This window comes from Bifidobacterium porcinum (genome assembly GCF_055378475.1).
Genome location: NZ_AP029603.1, coordinates 370,202 through 392,771 on the forward strand (window position 1 = coordinate 370,202; position 22,570 = coordinate 392,771).

At 56.3% G+C, this 22,570-nt stretch carries 14 protein-coding genes and 1 pseudogene; 14 read left to right on the forward strand and 1 reads right to left on the reverse strand.

The features are described from left to right. The first annotated feature begins 434 nt into the window (after window positions 1-434). The 13 genes and pseudogenes from ACZ41G_RS01440 (at window position 435) to ACZ41G_RS01500 (ending at window position 20,123) form a co-directional block, all read left to right on the forward strand. Window positions 435-1,043 carry an arsenate-mycothiol transferase ArsC gene (locus ACZ41G_RS01440; protein WP_464145504.1) on the forward strand — a complete coding sequence of 203 codons (609 nt, stop codon included), beginning with the start codon at window positions 435-437 and terminating at the stop codon, window positions 1,041-1,043. Window positions 1,044-1,353: 310 nt separating this feature from the next. Next, window positions 1,354-2,451: an endonuclease/exonuclease/phosphatase family protein gene (locus tag ACZ41G_RS01445; protein ID WP_464145506.1), complete on the forward strand. Its 1,098-nt coding sequence runs from the start codon at window positions 1,354-1,356 to the stop codon at window positions 2,449-2,451. 441 nt (window positions 2,452-2,892) lie between these two features. Next, window positions 2,893-5,712 (forward strand): starch-binding protein, encoded by a 2,820-nt coding sequence (locus ACZ41G_RS01450; RefSeq protein ID WP_464145508.1) that lies wholly within the window; start codon window positions 2,893-2,895, stop codon window positions 5,710-5,712. Between the two features lie 3,873 nt (window positions 5,713-9,585). After that, a complete protein-coding gene (locus ACZ41G_RS01455; RefSeq protein WP_464145510.1) occupies window positions 9,586-9,804 on the forward strand; it encodes a solute carrier family 23 protein in 219 nt (72 codons plus the stop codon). Next, a complete protein-coding gene (locus ACZ41G_RS01460; RefSeq protein WP_464145512.1) occupies window positions 9,801-10,976 on the forward strand; it encodes a solute carrier family 23 protein in 1,176 nt (391 codons plus the stop codon). The genes ACZ41G_RS01455 and ACZ41G_RS01460 overlap by 4 nt, the downstream gene beginning before the upstream one ends. A 509-nt stretch (window positions 10,977-11,485) precedes the next feature. Then, the gene (rfbB, locus tag ACZ41G_RS01465) at window positions 11,486-12,505 is read left to right on the forward strand and encodes a dTDP-glucose 4,6-dehydratase (RefSeq protein WP_441401698.1); all 1,020 of its coding nucleotides are present in this window, start codon (window positions 11,486-11,488) and stop codon (window positions 12,503-12,505) included. A 139-nt stretch (window positions 12,506-12,644) separates the two neighbouring features. Next, entirely contained in the window at window positions 12,645-14,117 is a 1,473-nt protein-coding gene (locus tag ACZ41G_RS01470) for a sugar nucleotide-binding protein (protein ID WP_464145514.1), read from the forward strand. A 7-nt stretch (window positions 14,118-14,124) separates the two neighbouring features. Then, entirely contained in the window at window positions 14,125-15,033 is a 909-nt protein-coding gene (rfbA, locus tag ACZ41G_RS01475; protein ID WP_464145516.1) for a glucose-1-phosphate thymidylyltransferase RfbA, read from the forward strand. 223 nt (window positions 15,034-15,256) lie between these two features. Further along, complete coding sequence (locus ACZ41G_RS01480; protein WP_441495912.1) at window positions 15,257-15,511, forward strand: hypothetical protein; 255 nt, start codon at window positions 15,257-15,259, stop codon at window positions 15,509-15,511. Between the two features lie 907 nt (window positions 15,512-16,418). Then, entirely contained in the window at window positions 16,419-17,369 is a 951-nt protein-coding gene (bsh, locus tag ACZ41G_RS01485) for a choloylglycine hydrolase (protein ID WP_464145518.1), read from the forward strand. Between the two features lie 1,050 nt (window positions 17,370-18,419). After that, a complete protein-coding gene (locus tag ACZ41G_RS01490) occupies window positions 18,420-19,637 on the forward strand; it encodes an Ig-like domain-containing protein (protein ID WP_464145520.1) in 1,218 nt (405 codons plus the stop codon). 12 nt (window positions 19,638-19,649) lie between these two features. Then, a pseudogene (locus ACZ41G_RS01495) lies at window positions 19,650-19,757 on the forward strand (Ig-like domain-containing protein); the annotation flags it as partial. Window positions 19,758-19,856: 99 nt separating this feature from the next. After that, window positions 19,857-20,123 (forward strand): Ig-like domain-containing protein, encoded by a 267-nt coding sequence (locus tag ACZ41G_RS01500; RefSeq protein WP_464146165.1) that lies wholly within the window; start codon window positions 19,857-19,859, stop codon window positions 20,121-20,123. On the opposite strand, the gene ACZ41G_RS01505 is transcribed toward ACZ41G_RS01500, so the two are convergent. Then, on the reverse strand, window positions 20,005-20,853 hold the full coding sequence (locus tag ACZ41G_RS01505) for an HNH endonuclease family protein (RefSeq protein ID WP_464145522.1): 849 nt from the start codon (window positions 20,851-20,853) through the stop codon (window positions 20,005-20,007). The genes ACZ41G_RS01500 and ACZ41G_RS01505 overlap by 119 nt on opposite strands. Window positions 20,854-21,083: 230 nt before the next feature. Between ACZ41G_RS01505 and ACZ41G_RS01510 the strand changes: the two genes are divergently transcribed. Continuing rightward, window positions 21,084-22,490, forward strand: coding sequence for a GH25 family lysozyme (locus ACZ41G_RS01510; RefSeq protein WP_464145524.1), 1,407 nt, complete (start codon window positions 21,084-21,086; stop codon window positions 22,488-22,490). Window positions 22,491-22,570 lie beyond the last annotated feature (80 nt).

A 22,570-nucleotide genomic window follows, 5' to 3' on the forward strand; every position in this document is an offset into this window, starting at 1 on the left:
TCCCGAGCTGGCATCTTCTGTTCTCTCCTGTCCTCAAATGTCTTGTATGCCTCCCCCGCCCCTATCCATGCTTGAAGAAGTATGGACCGTTTTGGCTCTTGAATATCGAACCGGTTTGTAGGGCTCACGGCATGTTCTGGGGTCGAGTATACCCTGACCCTGAACGACAAATTGGTAGCTTCTGCATGTTTGCGATATTAATCCAACACATTGCCCTGCAATGTTGTTTTATGCCACCGTACAAAGTGTTTCAATGGCATGTTTTCGATGATTGCTGAAATTCATAGAGTTCGCCCGAGGTCTCTTTTTTCCCCTTCAAAGCCCCGGTCGAGATGGTCTTCTATATGGTCGTTCACAAAGACGTGCCATCCCGGTAGAATGGTGACTTATAGGTCCTCCACCTGGTGACCCCCGCCGTGTAAAGGATAGGTCGTATGCAGATTGTGTTCGTGTGCACCGGTAATATTTGCCGCTCGCCCATGGGCGAGTTGCTGTTGTCCCGCTACCTTTCCGGCACGTCCATTACGGTAAGCAGCGCCGGCACCAAGGGTCTGCCCATGCATCCCATCGATCCTTCGAGCGCCCGGCTGATGTCCAGCATCGGCATTGATTCCAGTGGGTTCCGTTCCCGGCGTCTAACTAGGCAAATCGCCCAGAACGCCGATTTGATTCTCTGTTTCGAGGCGGCTCAGCGCAAAGATATTGTCACCGTCGCACCCACGGCCGTCCGCTACACGTTCGTGCTTACGGAATTCGCCGCGCTGTGCCAATATTGCGCGGAACACGGCATGGTGCAAGGCCGCACCATCCAAGAGCGGTTGGAATCGGTGATTCATCTGGCGCCGATGGTTCGCCCGATGCTTCCGCCGTCCGAGAATATCGAAGATCCGCATGGTAAGGAATTCGACAAGTTCCGTCTCGCGGCGAACCAAACCAATGCTGCATTGCGCACGATTCTTACCTGCATGCGCAAACATTACGGTGTCGGGGCTGCCCCGCAGCGTACGCAGATCATGTGGCAGGGGCTCACCGCCACCGTGTGAGGCGTTGGAGTGTGTGTTCGATCTGTGCCTGAAGCGTGTCTGAGGTACCACAGCACTCACCGAGCTGTATACGTATGGATGCGTGAGTAGCCGTGCCGCTGAACATCCACGCAAACCTCACCGCATATTCTTGTTTCGTGAGACTTCTGTAACACTGCCTGTCACGCTCGCCGCTGGTGAACTAAGGTGGTCGCATGCCGCTTCCGGGGAGTGTGCGGCAGGACCGTATGGCAAGTACGCAGGGTTTCGCGCGGGGCTTCGCAGGGAATCTCGCGTCCCGGAATCAGGGAATCATGGAACGAGGTATGGCATGGGTGATGTCCAGCAGCTGTATGACCAGGTCGACACCGATCAGGATTTGTACGGCGATTGGCAACGCGAGGATTCCCTGCGTGCGCGCCCGTTGTTCACCGTCTTGTGGCTGATCACGCTTGCGGTGATCGGCGTCATGATCCTGCGGATGACGCCCAACGGGCTTGACGGCAAGAAATACATCCCTGTGGTGGTCGCGTTCATGCCGTGGTTGGCGTGCGTTTCGGCGGTTACGCTGGTATGCGCGTTGATCGGGCGTCGTCGGGCGCTCGCTGTGGTGTGCACGTTGTGCTTGCTGACCCAATTGTGCTGGCATTGGGGGTATATCTGGACGTCGGATGAGCGTACCCACGAACTGCCGTCGGTATCGAGCCTCACGGGCGGTTCCTCAGACCGCTATGCCCGCGTCATGACTTTGAATACCAAGAATGGTCTGGCCGATGCGCAGCAGATCGTACGCACGGTGCGCGAGGAGCATGTCGAGGTGCTGACCTTGCAGGAGGCGAATACTGGCCTGTTGCAACGTCTGGAGGCTGCCGGGCTGGGCGGTGTGCTGCCGTACTCGGTGGTGGCCACGCCCAGCGGCCACGACAACGGCGGGGTGAACGTGCTGTACACCGCAGCGAAGCCCGTCAGCACAACCGGCGATTTAATCGCCATCGAAGCATCCAGCGTGCCGTCGGCATGCGTGCGCATGGCATCGAGAACGGTGTGTTTTGGCAGCGTGCACCCGTTCTCCCCGCGTCCGAGGAATCAGGGCCTGTGGAACAGTGGCCTTGACAGTATCGCGAAGTTGCAGTCGAACGCCCGGCTGTTCGTGCTGATGGGTGATTTCAACTCCACGTGGGACCATGCGAGCTTCCGTTTCCTGCTGGGTGACCGGTTCGTGGACGCCGGCGAGCAGAACGGCTCATGGTTCCATATGACGTATCCGTCGAATATCACCTTGTTCGGCGGCCGGGTCGAGGTGCCGTCGTTGGTTGAGATTGACCATATTGTGCATGATCGCAGTGTTGCGGTGGGGGATTTGGAAACGGTGACAATTGCCGGCTCTGATCACAAGGCCCTGCTCGGCACGCTTGATGTCGAAGGCTGAACGAAACAGGCAAGCAGAGACCGGCAGTATGCATGCAAATCCTATGCAAACGTTACATTCCTGTATTTCGAATATCCGCGCATATTTGTCTGAAACGCTGGTGCTGGATATTTGGCAGTGGTGATGAAAATTGCAATACCGGCATGGCATGTTGCAACGCCGTATTGTCATGTTTCACCCCGGTGATTCAACACGTCCGGCGTGTCGAAATCGCTTTGACAACATATTTGACGTTTCTGTTGCGAACGGAGAGAACCGTTTGAAGGCCCGGCGATGCAACTGTTTCATAAGCCGGCAGATATGGTTTCTGCAATCGTTTTCAGGCTTGCGCCCAGCCTAGACTGAGGCTGGCGTCAGACAACAGTGTCCGGCGCCATACATCATCGAGCCGTGGTAATTCCACAGAGGCGATGCCCGGCTTCATCGAGTCAAGGAGGCTCAATGAGTACTGGTCGATGGTCGACTGAACTCTCATCCGACGCCGTTGGAACACAGCGTCACCGCGCGCCACATGCCATGATGCGCGTCATTCTAGCTGGTGTCACGGCATGTGCCATGCTGTTCGCCAGCTTCTCCATTGTCGGGACGCAGACGGCGCTCGCCGCCGGAACCGGTCGCGACAGCTATACCGATACGCTGGGCAACGCGGACTTCGAAGCCGCACGCACCAAGTACGGCTTGACCAAAGATATGAAGAACGGCGCAATCCTCCACGCGTGGATGTGGTCGTTCAACACCATCAAGAACAACATGAAGGCGATCGCCGAAGCAGGCTACACGTCGGTCCAGACCGAACCGATGAGCGCCATCAAGGCGAACCCCGCCAACGGCAAGAAATTCGCCGAAAACTGGTATTACGTTTACCAGCCGACGGACACGACCATCGGCAACTTCGTAGTGGGTTCTGAGCAGGATTTGAAGGATATGTGCGCCGAAGCCCACAAGTACGGCGTGCGTATCATCGTTGACGTGGTCGCCAACCACTTCACGTCCGATTGGAACGCGATCGGCAGTGACTGGAAGGACACCAGCCTGTTCCACTCGCGTACCAACTGCCCGGGCAAGGACGGCGACCAGATCAACTACAGCAACCGTTGGCAGGTGACGCATTGCCATCTGCTCGGCCTGTGGGATATCAACACCGAGAATCAGGCCGCCGCCAACAAGATGAAGGACTTCCTCGTCGAAGCAGTCAATGACGGTGTCGATGGTTTCCGCTTCGATGCGGCCAAGCACGTTGAGCTTCCTGACGAGTTCCCGCAGCATTCCGTGTATTGGGAGACCATTTTGAAGAACGGCGCCCAGTACCAGTACGGCGAGGTGCTCCAGGGTGACAACGGCTTGAACTATACGGGCTACACCAACATGTTCACCCAGTATTCCTCCGACGGTGGTGGCGCCACGGCTTCCGACTATGGCAAGACCGTGCGTTCGGCCATCACGAGCGGCAGCTTGAATGCCGGCAATCTGATGAGTCTGCGTAACGGCGGCGCGAAGGACGATCAGCTGGTCACCTGGGTTGAATCGCATGATAATTATGCGAACGGTGACAAGGAATCCACCTATCTCAACGATTACCAGCTGCGCATGGGCTGGGCTATCGTCGGTTCCCGTGCAGGCGGCGCCCCGCTGTACTTCAACCGTCCGGTCGGCTCCGGCGGCAACAACGCACAGTTCGCCGAGCAGTCCCAGCTTGGCGATGCCGGCGACAATATGTGGAAAGACAAAGCCGTAGTCGCGGTCAACCACTTCCGCAACAAGATGAACGGCAACAGCGAGTACCTGCGCAACTGCCAGAGCCAGAACTCCTGCCTCATGGTCGAGCGCTACGCTAAGGACGGCAAGGCCGATGACGATGGCGTGGTGATCGCCAACATGGGCGGCGACGTCAACCTCGCCGGCTCGGACACCACCCTTGACAATGGCACCTACACCGACCAAGTCAACGGCGGCACCATCACCGTTTCCGGCGGCAAGATCACCGCTGGTACGGCGAAAGCCTACGCGGTCAGTGCCTTCTATCAGACAAGCGGTTCGGGAAGCGGCTCCAGCACAGGCGGTTCCGGGCAAACGACTGGCACGAGCGTGGTGTACGCGACCAAGCCTTCGTGGTGGAACGCCATCAACGCATACATCTACAAGGATGATGGTTCCGTGTCCGCAGCCTCCAACGCATCTTGGCCGGGCGTTGCCATGACCCGGCTCACCGCGGATGACGGGTGTGCGAAAGCCGGGACATACCGTGTGGACGTGCCTGATTTGGGCAGCGGAACCTACCGCGTGATTTTCTCGGACAATGGAAGCTCCAGCAACCGGTATCCCGCGGATATGGTCGCCGGCATGGCATTCACACGAGGAGCGGCAGTGCAATGGAACGGACAGGGCACGTCGCTGGAAACAGTGCAATGCAGCACCCCGGCCACCAAGGTGGCCATCAGCGGTGACGGCGTGACTGACGGCAAGCTCAGCCTGAGCACCGGGACAACTGCACAACTGACGGCCGCCGTCACGCCGAGCACGGCAACCGGTACGGTTACCTGGGCTTCATCCAGTCCATTGATTGCCACGGTGGATGCCAACGGCCGTGTTTCGGCGCTCAAAGCCGGTACTACGACCATTACCGCGAGCGTTGGAAAGGTCACCGCGACCGTTGACATGACCGTGACCGCAAGCCAGACCGGCAGCGAAACCAAGAACGTGGTGTACGCGTCAAAGCCGAGCGGCTGGAACGCGTTGTATGCCTACGTATACACCGGCGACGGCGCCTCGGCGAAGAGCAACGCGACATGGCCGGGTGTCGCCATGACCCAGCTGACCGCTGATGATGGTTGCGCGAAAGCCGGCATGTACCGGTACGAAGTTCCCGATCTGGGAACCGGCACCTACCGCGTGATCTTCAACGACGGCGGCTCGCAACAAACCCCCGGAGCCCAGCAGGCAGGCATGGAACTGAAAGGAACCATGGCATGGACCGGAGGCGACACACTGAATACGCTGAGCTGCCAGACGGTGCCGCCGGCGGCCGACGGTATCACCGGTGACGGGGTGGCGGACGGTGCGCTCGCCATTACCTCCGGTAAGACCGTGCAGCTTGGTGTGAACGGCAAGACCGTGAGCATGCCCGATGCGAAGTGGTGGTCCGACGGGGCAGCGGTCGCTGTCACCGGAACCGGCCTGATTGTCGGCGTGACTGCCGGCACCAGCACCGTGAGCGTCACCACGGGTGATGCCACGTATCAGCTGGCAGTGACGGTGAAGTAGCCGGTCGGTAGCGGGTTGGTGTGGTGCGTGGCTTGGGCTGCGCACCACACGATTTGTTTGGCAGAGGGTGATAGCACTGTAATATACTGCTGATTCTTACTGGCGAGGAGATACGACGTCATCAGCAGTTTGATGTCATACGGATTAGTGAAAAAGCATGATGACAGTACGATAGACCCTTTTCTGTGTGTGGTGTGGGATCTTCGATGTGGTTGTATTTCGTAAGGATTACAAGAGTATGGACTGAGGTGCTGCGCCGATATTATCTTGCGGTCAGTTGTCGGCGGGCGAATGGATATAATTCGTGTGTTTTGGTGCAGGCTGTCGGCGGATTCTAGTGGTGGTCGCAACAGCTTTGTTGTCTGTTTATGTCCATGGTATCGGTCGACGTTGGCTCCTGTGACTTGTTGTCGATTAGCTCAAGGATTTTCTCGCTGGGTTTCATATAACCGAGAGCATTGGGGACCTGTCGTCGGGTTCGTTAGCAACTGCGTCGTGGTCTGTGGCATAACTGGGCAAATCAGAGCTTTGGAGGAGTGTCGGTGCGGCAGACCGTTGATGTTCTCATCGGTGCCACGCTGCCATGGGCTGCGTGGGTCGCAGAAGTAGACTGTATGCCAAGCGCGGTGAACACGTGCAGGTGCAAGGTGCGTTCGGGCATCGGGGTCCCACGCCAGGCTGTTATGCAGCAGCGCAGGCAAGGACTGTATCTTTCGGATGATGGTGACCTGCGCGCGTTCGGTATCGTGCCCGGTGGAGCAGGTGCAGGAGGATTGTGAACCAGGTGGTGCGTCCTCGTCTCATGACTTGTCTGGGTACGGTCCCCTTGCCTGCACGTAGATGGTCTCGTGGAATGTGTTCATGCTTCCATTATCTGGTGACCGTGTCGGAGCCTGATACTGATTTTGTTCGGGGCTCGAGTGCCTGCACGCGAAAAGTACAGCTAGATTGTTTCACGAATTTTCATCGATAGTAGACGCCTCTGAGTTGTTAATCGTGGGCACCTCATTACGTCGTAACAAGCCGCCATTCTTTGAGTATTCGTTCACAATGCAAACGTTAAGGTAGTCGCTTTGAATTCAAATCAGCAACCAGCGGCGCAAAAAAGAAAAAAATGACTGAATTCCATGCAGAGTAATCCTCATTGCCACAATACCTCATGCGCTGTATTCAATGAAAATAATCATTCACGACAATCGAGCATATCTGAAAAGATCTTATCTTCATATTACAATCATTTTGTTACATCATTTACCTGTTTTCTTTTCAGGTTATTCATCATTATACTTCTACTTCTCGCGTAGCAAAATACTGCACTCTTCATAACACTGGAAACCAAGAGCCATGTAAGTAAATACACAAATAATCCCGTACAAATCACGATAAACGACGAACCCTCGGGCGAGCCATGAACTTTGCTCGACAATGTCCACTCACCGAATATCGATGTCAACGTAGGAAGTAGGTGCGATAAAAACGATTTCACGACATCTTTTCCAATTTTTAACGAGTGGAAAACATCAATAGACGACGCAAACTGAACAATAAAAATACAGCCTTCAGACACCAGGACAGCTACCGCCGCTCCGACCGCACCTCACGACCAGTCAAGAACCAAGTTCAGAATCAGACTAACAGGCACGCCTACAGTGTTTGCTATCGCCAAGTGCTTTTCTCTACCCATGGGCGTCAATATGCAGAATCCGGTTATCGCATTGACACTGCTTAAGAACCCGGCGAACGCAACAATACGCAAAGGCATTGCTGCATTAACATATTTTTCAGAAGAAGCTAATACTGATATCTCTTTTCCGAATACAGCCAAAAACACGATATCCCAAGATTTACTTCCGATAATATCATAATTGATTTTTTTAGCAATGAATAATACTTTTGCTTATCATTGGTAATATTATAAGATAGACGCGATACCAATGTATTTATTACAGCAAATACAATAGCAAACACCGCCCCCTTTATCTTGCTTGCCAACTGATACAACGCAACCTGGCTATTGTCAGGCGAGCAGAAGCCCAACAAGGTTGTATCAAATGACAAATAGACAGACGAGGCAATGCCAATAGCGCAAATGATATAAGCGGTTTCACATGCCTTATTATGCATAGCTTCTCTTTGCTGCTAAATCTAATTTCTTTTCTCAGCCGGATGATATTGAATACATTGTTCCCACATGTCACTAAGGCTAGTATTACTCCATAGATGAGATAATCATCACTATGGCGAACAAATAAAATAATTGCAATCAGTGAAATAATCTTAAAAATTATTTACCTAATTGTTATATATCTATACTCTTCCAATGCCTGAAAATACCATTCCATCCCATATGATTGAAGCAATGTTACTCACCAAAAACATCCACATTAAAGATGCAATAATTTAAAATTACCCCATTATTTAATATAACCAGTTAAAACACGGTGAAAGAACACCGCTATCACAGCTACATTACACTAGTACTATGCATAGACGAACCCCTCTACAGTGACTTTTCAGTATATAGTATTATACGTGTACCTAGCTACGCCAACCGTAGACATTTATACTTTCTCTAAATATCGCCTTACTCATCTCCATAACAAATCTCTAACAGATGATCAATAATCTGCTCATAGTACAGATATCTTGCGAATGCAGATAAACTGAGATAGGCGTGCTCATATCGTGAAATCTTCGAAGCAATGGAATCCACAGGGCAAGATTCAAGGTATAGACGAGTCAGCAACTCTGTCTGTTCATCATCGTCAGGTGGAATCACCGACCAAGTCTGCAAAATGCACCGGAATATAATACCGCAAGATAGTGTCTCTTAGGTCGAGTGCATGAAGGGGTCGCCTTTATTCATTGCCGTGGCGCTGTCGTCGCCGCCCGGGCATGGGCTCGGACAGCCACAAGCTCGGCCCTGCGGGCGTGTGTGCGTCGGGCGCGACCCGGTCGGGAACGTGTGCTCCGGGCTTCATAGGCGCCGGCCTGTGGGCCATTCCCGTCCGCTTCCATCAGAGCCGCACCGGCCAGCCGCCGTAGCCCGCCCGTGGGCGGGGACGCGACCACGGGGCGAGGTGCGCCGCTTGATCCCCAGGTCCTCGCGTTCCTGCGCGGTGTTCGTGCGGATTCTCAGCCGGTGGGCCTCGGGATCCGTCATGCATGCGAAGTGCCCGCTACGCACCCCCGTCCGCCCGATGATGCCCTCGGGGCTGTAACATCCCTCACGCAGCTTCGGGCACATGCACCGTCAACGCGCCCGCGGTACCCGTCGTTCCGCCGCCCGCCCGCGCGAGACCAGCAACAGCAGGTCCCGCGCCTGTTTTATCCTCCAATGATGCCAACGCATGCCTTACGGCCATCGCCTAGCTCTTCCCGTCATTAAGTTCACTCATCCATCAATGACGATATCAAGCGGCGATTCCCCTTGAACACCCCGCAGGGAACAGGGCCTCATACACCAACATCTGGGACACAACCGTCTATTCTTCCACGCCAGAGAATATCGCGACGACTATTGTCAACGGCCGAGTGGTGTACCGCAATGGAAGTTTTGCATGCGGCATCGATGAACGGGATCTTGCCGGCGCGATTGATGCCGAACTGGACAAGCTACGCAAGCAGCTTGCCGACAACTGATTCTCGTTTCTCCTCCCATTTCGCGTTCTTGCCTATTGTGGCAAAAACGTATCTGATTCTGCGAGCATCTGGAGGACCGGCCGGATGCCCAGCATTGTAATCCACAATCGTACGTCATTATTTAGGGGCATCATCATGACTCAACAACACAGCCAGCATCTCATCGCTGGTGTCAACGATAAAATCCCGGTAGGAAAATCACTGATCCTCGGACTGTAGCATGTGCTGTCGATGGATCTCTACATCATGCCGCTGATTCTCGGCGGAGCAATCGGATTGAAAGGCGGTGACCTTTCGTTCCTCCTGCAAATGAGTTTCTTCGCGTGCGGTATCGCGACACTGCTGCAAAGCGGACTATTCATGAAATACCCGATCGTCCAAGGGCCGTCATACGTGCCACTCGCTTCGTTGTGTGCGATTGGCGCCACCATGGGCGCATCCTCACCATGATTGGCAGCCTGCTGCCCGGAGCGGTTGTCATCATGCTGCTCGGCGTGACGAAGGCATTCTCGAAATTCATTCGCAAAGCAATCCCGCCATTCATCGGCGGCATCATCATCCTCATCGTCGGGCTGACGCTCGTGCCGACCGCGGTGGCAGGCGTATTCAGCACGAGCGGCGACTTCACCGTGAACGCGGTCGGCGGATGTGTGACGTTCATTGTGCTGCTCGCGTGCATGATCGCCCAGTACCGCATGCGCAACAGTCGGATACTCCACATGTTCTCCGTCATCATTGCTCTGGCGACAGGTACGTTGGTGTCATGGCTCATGGGAGGCGCGGATTTCAGCGCAGTCGGGCAGGCCTCGTGGTTTTCCCTGCCACATGTCTTCCATTTTAGTGCCCCGCAGTTCAATCTCCAGGCATGCCTGCTCATGACGGTCGTGTATCTGTTCGTGCTGCTTGACACAACTGGAACGTGGTTCACCGTGCAGGCGATCACCGGTGAGCCGATGGAAGATGAACGCATCGACCGGGGGACCGTTGACGAAGGACTCGGATGTCTTGTCGGAGCATTGTTCGGCGGCACTCCGATGACCGGCTACTCCTCGCATGCCGGTCTTATCGCCATCACCAAAGTGGCATCCAGGCGGGTTGTCATTGCAGGCGGCGCCATCCTCGTGTGTCTCGGCTTCTGCCCGAAACTTATGGCGGTCATCACCTCACTGCCGACTCCTGTAATCAACGGCGTATTTGCCATGGTGTGCATGACTTTGATTTCGAACGGTGTGAAAATGGTGAAAGATACTGTGATGGGTGACCGGGCGACCATGATACTCGGTGTGTCCGTGATGAGCGGCGTGAGCACCATGATCCTGCCGGATTCAGTGATTCAGATGGCACCGCAATTCATTCAGTATTTCCTGTCGTCCGGCATCGCGGTCGGAGGAACGGTCGCGATTGTCTTGCAGCTGCTGTTGCCGAAGACGCGGGGGAGTGAGGTTGTGCGGTTGCAGGGAGCGGATGCTGCGGATGATAGTGCAACCGATGGCAGAGTTGGTAGCGTCTGGCTTAAGGCTGGTTCCATGTCCGGTGATGCTGATGCTGAGGTGGCTGGTGCTAGTAACTGTGTTGGTGCCGTTGAAGTTGCTGGTGCCGTCCAGACTAACGCACAGCGTTGATTGATGCGATGTGCTGTGCTATGTGGCTGATGTCCACTGGGCGCTGGGTTGCACAGCGATGACCGTTAGTCAAGCCGCTGGATTAGTTGACCTGCGAAATCTGCCATACCAACTGGTTATGCTGAGCATGTTCTCTGCATAACCAGTTGGCACGGTGGCTTGTCCGTTTTCGGTGGCCGGTAGATATGCATCACTCCTTCTGGAGATATCAAGGCCTTCTAGCTGTTGCAGGGCTGCACACTTCTCGGCCGAGCTCGCGGCCGTCCGCGCCCAGACCCGGGCGGCGTTTGACGCGCTTGGACATCCCCACGCCGTAAGGGCAGGAATAGGATACCAGCCAGCAGGGGAAGCTACGACAACGCCACGGCAGCACACAAAAAGTGACCCTTTATACATCGATCCGAGGGCATCATCCGTGTACGCGAATACGAGGTATGGCATTTTATAGTAAGGGCAAGTAGTGGGAAATGCCAATAGGTGAGTTCTTTGTCTGTCGTTATGATGTAAGCATGACTGAAGTGTTTGTTCCGAAGAACATCATTGTGACTGGCGGGGCTGGTTTCATTGGTTCGAATTTCGTGCATTGGGTGGTGGATCACCATCCGGAGACGCATGTGACGGTGCTGGACAAGCTGACGTATGCGGGCAACCTAGAGAACCTGGCGGGCATCCCGTCGGATCGCATGGATTTCGTGCATGGGGATATCTGTGACGCGGAGCTGCTTGACAGGATTGTGCCGGGGCATGATGCGATCGTGCATTATGCGGCGGAGTCGCATAATGATAATTCGATCGCGGATCCGGAGCCGTTCGTGCGTACGAACGTGGTGGGCACGTTCCGCCTGCTGGAGGCAGTGCGCAAGTATGGCATCCGTTACCATCACATCAGCACGGACGAGGTGTACGGGGACTTGGCGTTGGATGACCCGGCGAAGTTCACGGAGAGCACGCCGTACCATCCGTCGAGTCCGTATTCGTCGACGAAGGCGAGCTCGGACTTGCTGGTGCGTGCGTGGACGCGTACGTATGGTATCCGGGCGACGATCAGCAATTGCAGCAATAATTACGGCCCGTACCAGCATGTGGAGAAGTTCATCCCCCGGCAGATCACGAACGTGCTGACGGGCGTGCGTCCGAAGCTGTATGGCGCTGGCCTGAACGTGCGCGACTGGATTCACACGGAGGACCATTCCTCCGCGGTGTGGACGATCCTGACGAAGGGTCGTATCGGCGAGACGTATCTGATCGGTGCGAATGGCGAGAGGAACAACATCGACGTGCTGCGCATGATCCTGCGTCTCATGGGCCAGCCGGAGGATGCGTTCGACCATGTGAAGGACCGTCCGGGGCATGATCGCCGGTATGCGATCGACGCGACGAAGCTGCGCACGGAGCTGGGCTGGGAGCCCAAGCACACGGATTTCGAGTCGGGCCTGAAGGCGACGATCGACTGGTACACGAGCAACCCGCAGTGGTGGGAGAAGACCAAGGCCGCGACCGAGGAGCGCTACAAGCGCCAGGGGCAGTGAGCCTGCGGGGCGGGTGTCGTGCGGTATCGTCTGGCATCCGCCCCCGTGTGGTGTCTGCGGTTGGGTTGCCGTCGTGGCTGTCGGCATGATAGCAGTTGGAAGCGTGGGAATGTAGGAAAGGTTTAGGGAAGGCGTATTCATGGATTTCGAGAAGGATTTGAAGGCCGTACGGACGAATATCCCGGGGTTGATCGTGTTTGATCTGCCGGTGCATGGGGATAACCGTGGCTGGTTCAAGGAGAATTGGCAGCGCGCGAAGGAAGTCGCCCTCGGTCTGCCGGATTTCGGTCCGGTGCAGAACAACATCAGCTTCAACACGAAGCGTGGCGTGACCCGCGGCATTCATGCGGAGCCGTGGGACAAGTACATTTCGATCGCGACGGGCAGTGTGTTCGGCGCGTGGGTGGATTTGCGTCCCGGCGACACCTTCGGTCAGGTCTACACCTGCACGCTTGACCCGTCGAAGGCGATTTTCGTGCCGCGTGGCGTGGGCAATTCCTTCCAGACGTTGGAGGACGGTACCGCGTACACCTATCTCGTCAACGCGCATTGGAGCCTGGAGCAGAAGAAGACGTACACCTTCGTGAACCTCGCGGACCCGACGCTGAACATCCAGTGGCCCATCCCGCTGGAGGAGTCGGAACGCTCCGAGGCCGACCTGCACCATCCGTTCCTCAAGGACGCGAAGCCGATGATGCCGAAGCGCACGCTCGTCACCGGCGCATACGGCCAGTTGGGCCGCGCCATCAAGGAGTACGCCGAGGCGCACGACCTGCACGGTTTCGAGTACCATGACATCGACACCTTCGATTTCTCCGACCCGGCTGCCTACAATCAATTCGATTGGGACCTGTATGGCACCATCATCAACGCCGGCGCGTATACGGCGGTCGACAAGGCGGAGACCAGGGAGGGGCGCACCGCCGCGTGGAAGGCGAATGCCAGCGGCCCTGCGTTGCTCGCCAAGGTCGCCCGTGAGCATCACATCACGCTCGTGCATGTGAGCTCCGACTATGTGTTTGACGGCACGGTGGAGGAACACACCGAGGACGAGCCTTTCGCCCCACTGGGCGTGTATGGCCAGTCGAAGGCGGCGGGTGACATCGCCGTGGCTCAGGCCCCGCAGCACTACATCCTGCGCTCCAGCTGGGTTATCGGCGACGGCCATAATTTCGTCAAGACGATGATGGCGCTTTCCGACCGTGTGGCGGATCCGGGGCAGGCGCTCGATCATGTGACCGTGGTGGACGACCAGTATGGGCGTCTCACCTTCACGAAGGACATGGCCACCGCCATCTTCCACCTGCTTGATTCGCAGGCGCCCTATGGTACATATGATCTGACCGGTGAGGGGGCCGTGCGCTCGTGGAAGGACATCGCGGCCGAGGTGTTCGACCTGACCAACGGCAACGGGGATGCGGTCATGCCTGTCTCCACCGAACAGTACTTCGAGTCTGCGAAGGGTCCGGTGTCGCCGCGCCCGGTGCATTCGGCGCTGTCGCTGGGCAAGATTGAGGCGACCGGTTTCACGCCGGCGGATTGGCAGGAGTCCCTGAAAGCGTATGTGAAGGCGGAGCTCGCCGTGCGCGGCGGTTCCGTGGAAGGGCGGTGAGGAAGCCGTGAAGGGGATCATTCTTGCGGGTGGTTCGGGCACGCGCCTGTATCCTTTGACCACGGTGACGTCGAAGCAGTTGCTGCCGGTGTATGACAAACCGATGGTGTATTACCCGTTGAGTGTGTTGATGATGGCGGGCATCCGGGATATCCTGCTGATTTCGACGCCGAAGGACCTGCCGAATTTCGAGCGTCTGCTGGGTGATGGTTCCCGGTATGGGGTGCGCTTGTCGTATAAGGTGCAGCCGAGCCCGGACGGGTTGGCGCAGGCGTTCCTGCTGGGTGAGGAGTTCATCGCTGGCGGCCCGTGCGCTTTGGTATTGGGGGACAATATCTTCTACGGGAACGGATTGGGGCGTGTGTTGCGTGGTGCGGTGCGTGACGCCGAGTCTGGCCGGTCGAGCGTGTTCGGTTATTACGTGGATGACCCGGAACGGTACGGCGTGGTTGATTTCGACGAGTCGGGCAGGGCGGTGTCGATCGAGGAGAAGCCCGCGCACCCGAAGTCGAATTACGCGGTGACGGGCTTGTATTTCTATGATGCTCGTGTGGTGGAGTATGCGAAGCGGGTGAGGCCGTCTGCGCGCGGCGAGTTGGAGATCACGGATTTGAACCGCATGTATCTGGAGGATGGTTCGCTTCGGGTGCGGACGTTGGGCCGTGGGTATGCGTGGCTGGATACGGGTACGATGGACAGCCTGTTCGAGGCGGGTGAGTTCGTGCGTACGGTGCAGCGGGCGCAGGGCCTGCCTATCGCGGTGGTCGAGGAGATCGCCTACCAGAACGGGTGGATCAGCCGGGAGGAGTTGCTCGAGTCCGCCAAGCGGTACGGGAAGAGCCCGTACGGCCGGCATTTGCAGGGCATCGCCGACGGTGAGATCCGCCTCGTAGACAACAGCAAAACCCAAGACTAACCAACAATCGATCCGCGATACGGCAATGTCGACAGTTCTATTCGGTAAGTACTGAATCGCATGAGTTCAGTGCTTACCGAATAGTTTGATACTTAGTCGAATCTGGAATCGTGGTCTTGCCATACGCAGCTGCCAGTTCTGCCGTCAGGTGACTGAAAGCGTCACGGAATCGCGGGATTGTGGCCGTCGCCGGATTGCCAGTATCGGCATCAGGCAACTTAGCATGTTTTCATATACATTCTCAGCAGCGGGCTTTCGCAATCAGATTATCAGTGCTTTTGACGGCCGCGAGCAACAAACGCTGAAGTACTTGTTTGATGAAGAACTGGCATCCTCTTCCGAGCATGTAGGCTATCGAGAAGCTGACATCCTATGGTTGTGGGTCGCTCGGCAGGAGAGGCAAATTAGCTTAATCACCATCTTCATGATGAAATGCCCTAAGTACGGACTGAATCTGGGATTGGGGTGTGATTCCTGATTTAGTCTACCGGTTCAGGCAATTGGATGGTTGATGCCCTGGCGGTTCGTTTCGGGTCTGTTGACGGATTGTTGGGATGCTGCGGGTTTTTGGTGCGGTCGTGGTTGACGGGTACATGACGGTCGGCACCTGTGTGAACTGAATCTGTTTTCGGGATTCGTTCTCCGGTTTGGTCCATGATTCGGGTGGTTCGGGCGGATGTCTTGACAATGGTTGATTGCCGTAGTGTGTGCAATTCATTGGAATCTAACGGGTTTATGGTGTTGTCGTGGCAGACGGACAAGTGTCGGCCAGTACTCGTGCGGACTGGTTCCGATTCCGTCGTGTGATCTCTGATTTGGTCCGGGACACGACTCGCTCCGTCGCCTCGTCATCATGCCCCATGCCTTTGCGTCATCTCATCATCATCCCACTCCGCATCTCGCGGCCGTACTGACCAGTCAACCCGTCAACCAATCTCCCGCATCCCACCCCCGTCAACTCCATGCTCCCGCGACCCCCACCCCACGCCCAATCCTAAGAATAACCTGAGAATCTTCTGCTGTTTTCTTATGTGATTAAAGAGTCGTTATGGTGTAATAATGCGTCCAAAACCCTGATATATCAAGGCAAACTGCTTAACAATACGCGTGCAAATTGCCATATCCGCTTGATTCGCGAAGACTATGCTGAGTAGTGAAAGATAGCAAAGCGGATGTGCGAGGGCAACACGGTTGCGCCTGGCTTCGACAGCTGAACCTGTTGGTTGAGTTGCCGACGGGGCGCCGCGCTGGAGTCGGATGCGATGACAGTCGGTCGGCGATTGGCAACCATCGACAGCCGACGGAAACCACCGGTGGCGTCAACCCTCAAGCGCAGTCCGCAAAGCTCCCACGAGGAGCGTTGATGTTGATAAGGAGCAGGTGACATGTGCACTGGAGTTCGTTTTGCAGATGAAGACGGCAACATGTATTTCGGCCGCAATCTTGATTGGTCGTTCTCATATGGCGAGAAGATCGTCGTGACGCCGCGCGGGTACCAGGCGCCGGTCGCATTCAACGCGACGGTTGCTAACCCGAAGCCGGTCATGGGTGTCGGCATCATCGTCGAAGGCATGCCGATGTACTTCGACTGCGCCAACGATGAGGGCTTGGCTGTTGCCGGCCTGAACTTCCCCGGATACGCCCAGTATGCGGACGCTCCGGTGGACGGCACGATCAACGTGGCCGCCTACGAGCTGCCGTTCTGGATCGCTCGCAGCTTCTCCACTGTTGATCAGGTGGAGGAAGCCCTGAAGAACGTGACCGTCGTGGCCAAGCAGGTCAACGAGCAGTATCCGGTCTCGCTGCTGCATTGGATCGTCGGCGATGGCAAGCGCAGCATTGTAATCGAGGTTATGGCTGACGGCATCCATGTGCATCACGACGGCGTCGACGTGCTCGCCAACCAGCCGACCTTCGACTGGCATACCGAGAACCTGCGCAACTACCTGAGCATGGATCCGCGCGTCCCTGAGCCTGTCAAGTGGGGCACCCAGGAGCTCAGCGCGTGGGGTTCCGGCTCCGGCATGCGCGGTATTCCGGGTGATTACAGCTCGCCGTCGCGTTTCGTGCGCGCCGCCTACACGAACGCCCACTATCCGGCGCAGAAGACCGAAGAATCGAACGTCTCCCGTCTGTTCCACACGCTTGATTCCGCGGCGATGGTGGATGGCTGCGCGCTCATGAGCAACGGCCAGTACGAGAAGACGATTTATACGAGCGGCTTCTCCGCCAAAACCGACACCTACTACAAGAACACGTACGAGGATCCGGCCATCAAGAGCTACCGCATGGCCGACTTCGACCTTGAAGGTTCCGAGCTGCAGACCGCTGAGTGAGTCGGGAAGTCGGGAATGGTGGCTTGGCTGGTACGGCTGACTCAGCAAGCAGATGACTGTGCTCGCAGACGGTGAGCTGCCAGGCGGGTGACGCCGCTGCCGTTCGCTATGCCGCGGCGCGACACGTGCCGGTACGGCTCGGCTGACATTCTCGGATGACTATTGAATGCCCGGGGGATTCGCAGGATTCCGAGCCTGTGGATTTCCCGGGCATTTTGCGCGTGACTGGACATATGACTCACGTAGGCCTTGGTCTGTGAGCCGTTGGCATCCTCTTGAGGTAGCAGGGTGTTGGGTACCGGACAATCGAGTCTCTTGTACATGCCTGCTGACACGTAACCCGGCACAACTCCGCCGATGGCCGCATGGTTCCGCCGCATCTGCCGGGTCGTGTATGCCCCAGCATGCTGGATGCGGCGGATCGGCTTCGTAGATGGAAGGTGCCCTGCGGCATTCGCTGTGTCGCGTATGTCCCGGCATGCGTTGTCTTGCTGGCTGGTCTGATGGGCGGGGATTTGATGGCATCTGTCGGGTTGTGTATGCCGGGATATACAGGTCAATGATGTCTCTCGTGCTGGGAGTGTGCCATTGCGTTTCAAGCGACAGTAATCTGAACGTTCTCTGGTCAGATATTGAATGGTTTGCGGCTGTACAGTGTTCGTGGTTGCTGGTATCTGCGGTATTTGTAGTACTTGCCGGAGGCTATCTCGCTTATCTGTGTTCGTCGGTGCCCGATACCGGAAGTATGGCCGTTGGTATTCCGCGGGTCGTACTTGGGGTTTCGGTTGTTCACGAACACAGATAGTGAAGATACATTCCGCGAAGTACTACAGATAGGCGAGATACACGCTTCCGGTTCCGTTGTAGGGTGAAATATACGCTGTTGGATACCGCAGACAAGCGAGATGCTGGTATCGTCATGCCGCAACTCGCACCTTCCTGATATTCACGGACAGATTACCTGATTGTTCATCGATTGGCGATTCACTAACCCTTGAAGCGCTCAATATTGGGGCACGCGCCTCAATGCGTGGAAGGGAAGTGAAGAACATGAACAGTTCTGGAGATTGGTTACGTAGAGGTAAGGGACTGCTGGCCATCGTAGCGGCCTCAGCCCGCATCGGAGCTGGAGCATTTGCGTCGCCGTCCAGCGCGTATGTGGCCGACGCCACGACTTGGGAGTCTTTGTCTACGGATTTGAAAAATTCGTCCTATGGCTTCTTCAAGTGGAAGGCCGAATACGGGAAAACGCAGCTCGAACGCAAGGTTGCCGCCGATGCCGCCGGCATTCTTGTGAACAGTTCTTTGCCGAAGATGAAAGCTACCGGCAAAGCCACCAGCGCAACCTCGTTGAACAATTTCCTGCAGTCCGTGCAGTCGCTGGTTTCTATCATCTCTTGGCGCCAGACTCTGCGGAACGAACCTTGCCGTGTCGATTTGCCTGAAGGCAGGGGACGTGCCTGCGATGATGGCACGAACACCCTCACCCCGTATCTGACCAATGACACACTGATGGCTGTCTCGCAGGTCAATGCGGACAATGTCGCATCGTCGGGCACGACTGCCGGAAACAACCAGAAGATCGCTTCTGCTTACTACAAGAGCGGCCCTGAGTCGGTGTACCGGGATTCGAGCGTGCTCGACTCTGTTTCGGTGCCGGTCAGTGTCGAGACTTGGTATGCGCAGAAGGCTGTGTACAGCATCAATCCGAACACGTCGCTTGGCACGGTGACCGACTATGAGATGCTGACCAACAAGCTCGGCACTTCGTATGTCGAATACAAGTACGCCGGGTACAGCTCCTCTTCGGTGGCGCAAGGTGTTACTGAGCAGGTGCTTGATTGTCAGTCTGATGCCGGCGCATCCGCATATGCTGGATACTCGCAGAAAGCTGAGGACTATCTCAGTGATGTGCAGGCAAACGTGAAGACCGTCGCTTCAGCCACGAGTGATGTTTCTACGGTTCCGACGGTGACGGTTCCGACCATTGTCAGCGTTGCGGATTCCGCGCCGGTGACGACCACGTCCGGCACTCGCCCTGTCTTGCCAGTGACCGTGGAGGCGACCAAGTCGGACGGCACCAAGAGTCAGGTCCCTGTCGTCTGGAATTCTGTACCCAGCAGTTCGTATTCCACGTTCGAGGTGAGTTCGTTCAAAGTGACCGGTAAGGTGAGCGGCTGGAGCAAGCCGGTCACGGTGACTGTGAATGTGCTTGCCGCGCAGCCCAAGACGGTCACGTCTGTGGTCGTGACGACCGAATCGGGCTAGAAGCCGTCTCTTCCGTCTTCCGTCCAGGTGCTGTATTCGAATAAGCAGGTCAAGTCTGAAGCTGTGGCATGGGATGCGGTGGACGCCAGCAAGTATTCGTCTAGGGCAGGCGGGCAGTTCACAGTGCCGGGACACCTTGTTTTCAGCCCTTACACCCGTGTGACCGCGTTGGTTGTTGTTTCGCCTGCGACCATTGTTTCCGTCACGAATCCCTCCGTGATGACGGTCGTTGGTGTCGCTCCGTCCTTGCCAGCTACGGTGAAGGCGAAGTGGAGCAATGGCGATGTGACGGATGAGAAGGTCACCTGGGATTCAGTTCAGGCGAGTTCGTATGCGAAAGCGGGCACCTTCACCGTCTCCGGCAAGGTCACTGGATACCAACCATCGGTGAAGGCCTCGGTGCGGGTCTGCGAGAAGCAGAACATGTACCGCCCGTGTACTTGTTGTACAGGCGGTACATGGACTGCGAATCATTGGACAGGGTGATGTCATGCGAATCGGCGGGAATCTGCTGCGCGGGGCAGCCGCTGAGCACGTTTTCCATGGCGGACTTCTCGCTTTGCGTCACCCACAGGGAATACTTCTGTTTCACGCCGATTTGGCGCGCGACATACGAGCAGCGGTATCCCGTGTTCGATGGCAGCCATTGTGAGGCGTCGCCATCGCTTTTCTCCTGGTTCGCCGGGCCGTCCACGGCGAGCAGGTTGTAGGGGTCGTTCGCGAAGTCTTCTCTTTCGACGAACGACAGATTCTGGGCACCGGTCTGCCATGAGTCGGACAATGCTACGACATGGTCGATTTGGACGGCGGTGCTGGTTGTGTTGCCTCGTACGAAATTGATTTGCTTGCCCGTGTAGGGGTCGCTGAGATGACCGCTCGCCACGACGCAGTTATGGGTGTTGCTGCGATATGTGATATTGGTCAGGTCTCTTTTCAGGATGTCATTGCGGGTGTCGCAGCCGTTGTGGCCCATGTCCGCCCATGCGGGCCCGAATTGCGTGCGCTGGTATCCGCTCTTGGACGCCCGTTCGCTGACCGGGAGCTGCTGCAGGATGTCCGTTGCCAGCGGCTGCTGTTCGGCGGCGGTCGCCGTATGCGCACCCAGGGTGACTGCGGACAGTGATACTGTGATGCCGATTGTGGCGAGCACGGCGATGATGGTTGTTCTTCCACCGTGATGTTTTCGTACATGCTCCGCGCTGACAGAGTCATTCATGATGGTCGCTCCTCCAACTTGATGCTTGTCTCTCACTGTGATGTGCCGTCCAGAATGTCGTACATCACAGCAAATCATGGGCTTATTTACCGATATTTCTAGGATTGACCGGGTATGTGAGCGTTTCGATTGGAGTGCGCCGTGACGGTTCGGAAACGCCCGGCGCAAAGGTATAGTTGCCTGTATCGTTATGAGTAGGGATTCAGTTGTTGAACGCTGAGGAGAACGGAATGGGCAAGCTGACTGAGATGCACTTCAACGGGAAGGCCGTCATCCGTGCAGTCGCGGCGGCGGTATCGCTACTGATGCTGGTGCCGGCATCGTTCGCCGTGGCTGATACGGCCCAGTCGCCCGAGGCCAGTGTCGAATCGACGGACGGCCTTCCGCCGAATCCGCGTCATTCTTGGGAAACCAGCGCCTCCAAGTCAGCATCGTCGCCGGACGAGAGCGGCTCGTTGTCTCTTCAGGCGTCTTCGTCGCCGTATTGGCGTAACGGCGATTTTTATGATGGTAAGGGCGCGCTGTTCGCGGCAAGCGGCATGAAAGTCGCGGATATCTCGGAATGGCAGTCCTACAGCAACGGCAAACTGGTCAAGAACATCGACTGGAACACTGTGAAGAGTGCGAGCGGCGTCAACGGTGTGATTCTGCGCGTGGGATACAGCGAAACGCTAGATAAGTCCTTCGCCTACAACATCAAGGAAGTCAAGAGGCTCGGCATTCCTTACGGTATCTACCACTTCAGCTATGCGACCAATGCCAGCGAAGCCGAGGCCGAGGGACAGTGGGTTGCCAAGACCTTGAAGAGCTATGGTGCGACGAATCTGGCGTATCCCATTTTCTATGACCTTGAATCCTGGTCGTGGAAAAGCAATGGGGTGACGCACACCTCACCGTCAGACCCGGCTACGAACCAGGCGATATTCAACGCTTTCGCATCAGCAATGAAGCAGGCGGGATTCTCGGACAACTCCCTGCGGGTATACACGAATGCATATCGGCTGCAACATGAGCTGAACACCGATGCCCTGCATCGTCGTGCATCGTGGGTCGCCCAATACGGCACGAAATTGCAATACCCGTATCCGTATAACAGTTCCGATCTGGGGTGGCAGTATACGGATGCCGCCAGCGTCGCGGGAATCAGCGGTCCGCAGCCTAAGGTTGATATGAGTGCGTTCCGCAATCCGTGCACGCAGGGTGCAACCTCGACGAAAAAGCCGGTATACCGCTTGTTCAATCCGAATTCGGCAAAACACCATTACACGGTGTCCTCTCAGGAATGCCAGGTGCTGGTAAACCTTGGTTGGAAGTTCGAGACCATCGCCTTCTACGGGTATCAGACCGGCGCCATCGCCAAACTGCATGACAGCGATGTGAAGGCGGTGTTCCGGGAATACAATCCGAATGACGGCAACCATAATTTCACCACGAGTGTCATCGAGCATGAGACTTTGGCCAGCAAGGGCTGGAAAACCGAGGACATCGCGTGGCTCGCCCCATTGGAGGGGACTACGGTCTACCGCCTGTACAACGCATATAACGGCGAGCACCTGTATACGACAGGCAAGAACGAGTACGACACGCTTCCAAGATACGGATGGCGGCAGGAAGGCACTGCCTGGACGAGTTTGTGAATTTTGAACAGGACTATACCTATACAATGAATTTCGGCGACCAGCCGATTTGATAGATACGTGGCAGCGACGAGGATTGG

What these genes read in the sequence shown, in the direction of transcription:
- ACZ41G_RS01440 (WP_464145504.1), top strand. Translation starts at nt 435, where the DNA reads ATGCAGATTGTGTTCGTGTGCACCGGTAATATTTGCCGCTCGCCCATG.
- ACZ41G_RS01445 (WP_464145506.1), top strand. Translation starts at nt 1,354, where the DNA reads ATGGGTGATGTCCAGCAGCTGTATGACCAGGTCGACACCGATCAGGAT.
- ACZ41G_RS01450 (WP_464145508.1), top strand. Translation starts at nt 2,893, where the DNA reads ATGAGTACTGGTCGATGGTCGACTGAACTCTCATCCGACGCCGTTGGA.
- ACZ41G_RS01455 (WP_464145510.1), top strand. Translation starts at nt 9,586, where the DNA reads ATGGATCTCTACATCATGCCGCTGATTCTCGGCGGAGCAATCGGATTG.
- ACZ41G_RS01460 (WP_464145512.1), top strand. Translation starts at nt 9,801, where the DNA reads ATGATTGGCAGCCTGCTGCCCGGAGCGGTTGTCATCATGCTGCTCGGC.
- rfbB (WP_441401698.1), top strand. Translation starts at nt 11,486, where the DNA reads ATGACTGAAGTGTTTGTTCCGAAGAACATCATTGTGACTGGCGGGGCT.
- ACZ41G_RS01470 (WP_464145514.1), top strand. Translation starts at nt 12,645, where the DNA reads ATGGATTTCGAGAAGGATTTGAAGGCCGTACGGACGAATATCCCGGGG.
- ACZ41G_RS01480 (WP_441495912.1), top strand. Translation starts at nt 15,257, where the DNA reads ATGTTTTCATATACATTCTCAGCAGCGGGCTTTCGCAATCAGATTATC.
- bsh (WP_464145518.1), top strand. Translation starts at nt 16,419, where the DNA reads ATGTGCACTGGAGTTCGTTTTGCAGATGAAGACGGCAACATGTATTTC.
- ACZ41G_RS01490 (WP_464145520.1), top strand. Translation starts at nt 18,420, where the DNA reads ATGAACAGTTCTGGAGATTGGTTACGTAGAGGTAAGGGACTGCTGGCC.
- ACZ41G_RS01500 (WP_464146165.1), top strand. Translation starts at nt 19,857, where the DNA reads ATGACGGTCGTTGGTGTCGCTCCGTCCTTGCCAGCTACGGTGAAGGCG.
- ACZ41G_RS01505 (WP_464145522.1), bottom strand. Translation starts at nt 20,853, where the DNA reads ATGAATGACTCTGTCAGCGCGGAGCATGTACGAAAACATCACGGTGGA.
- ACZ41G_RS01510 (WP_464145524.1), top strand. Translation starts at nt 21,084, where the DNA reads ATGGGCAAGCTGACTGAGATGCACTTCAACGGGAAGGCCGTCATCCGT.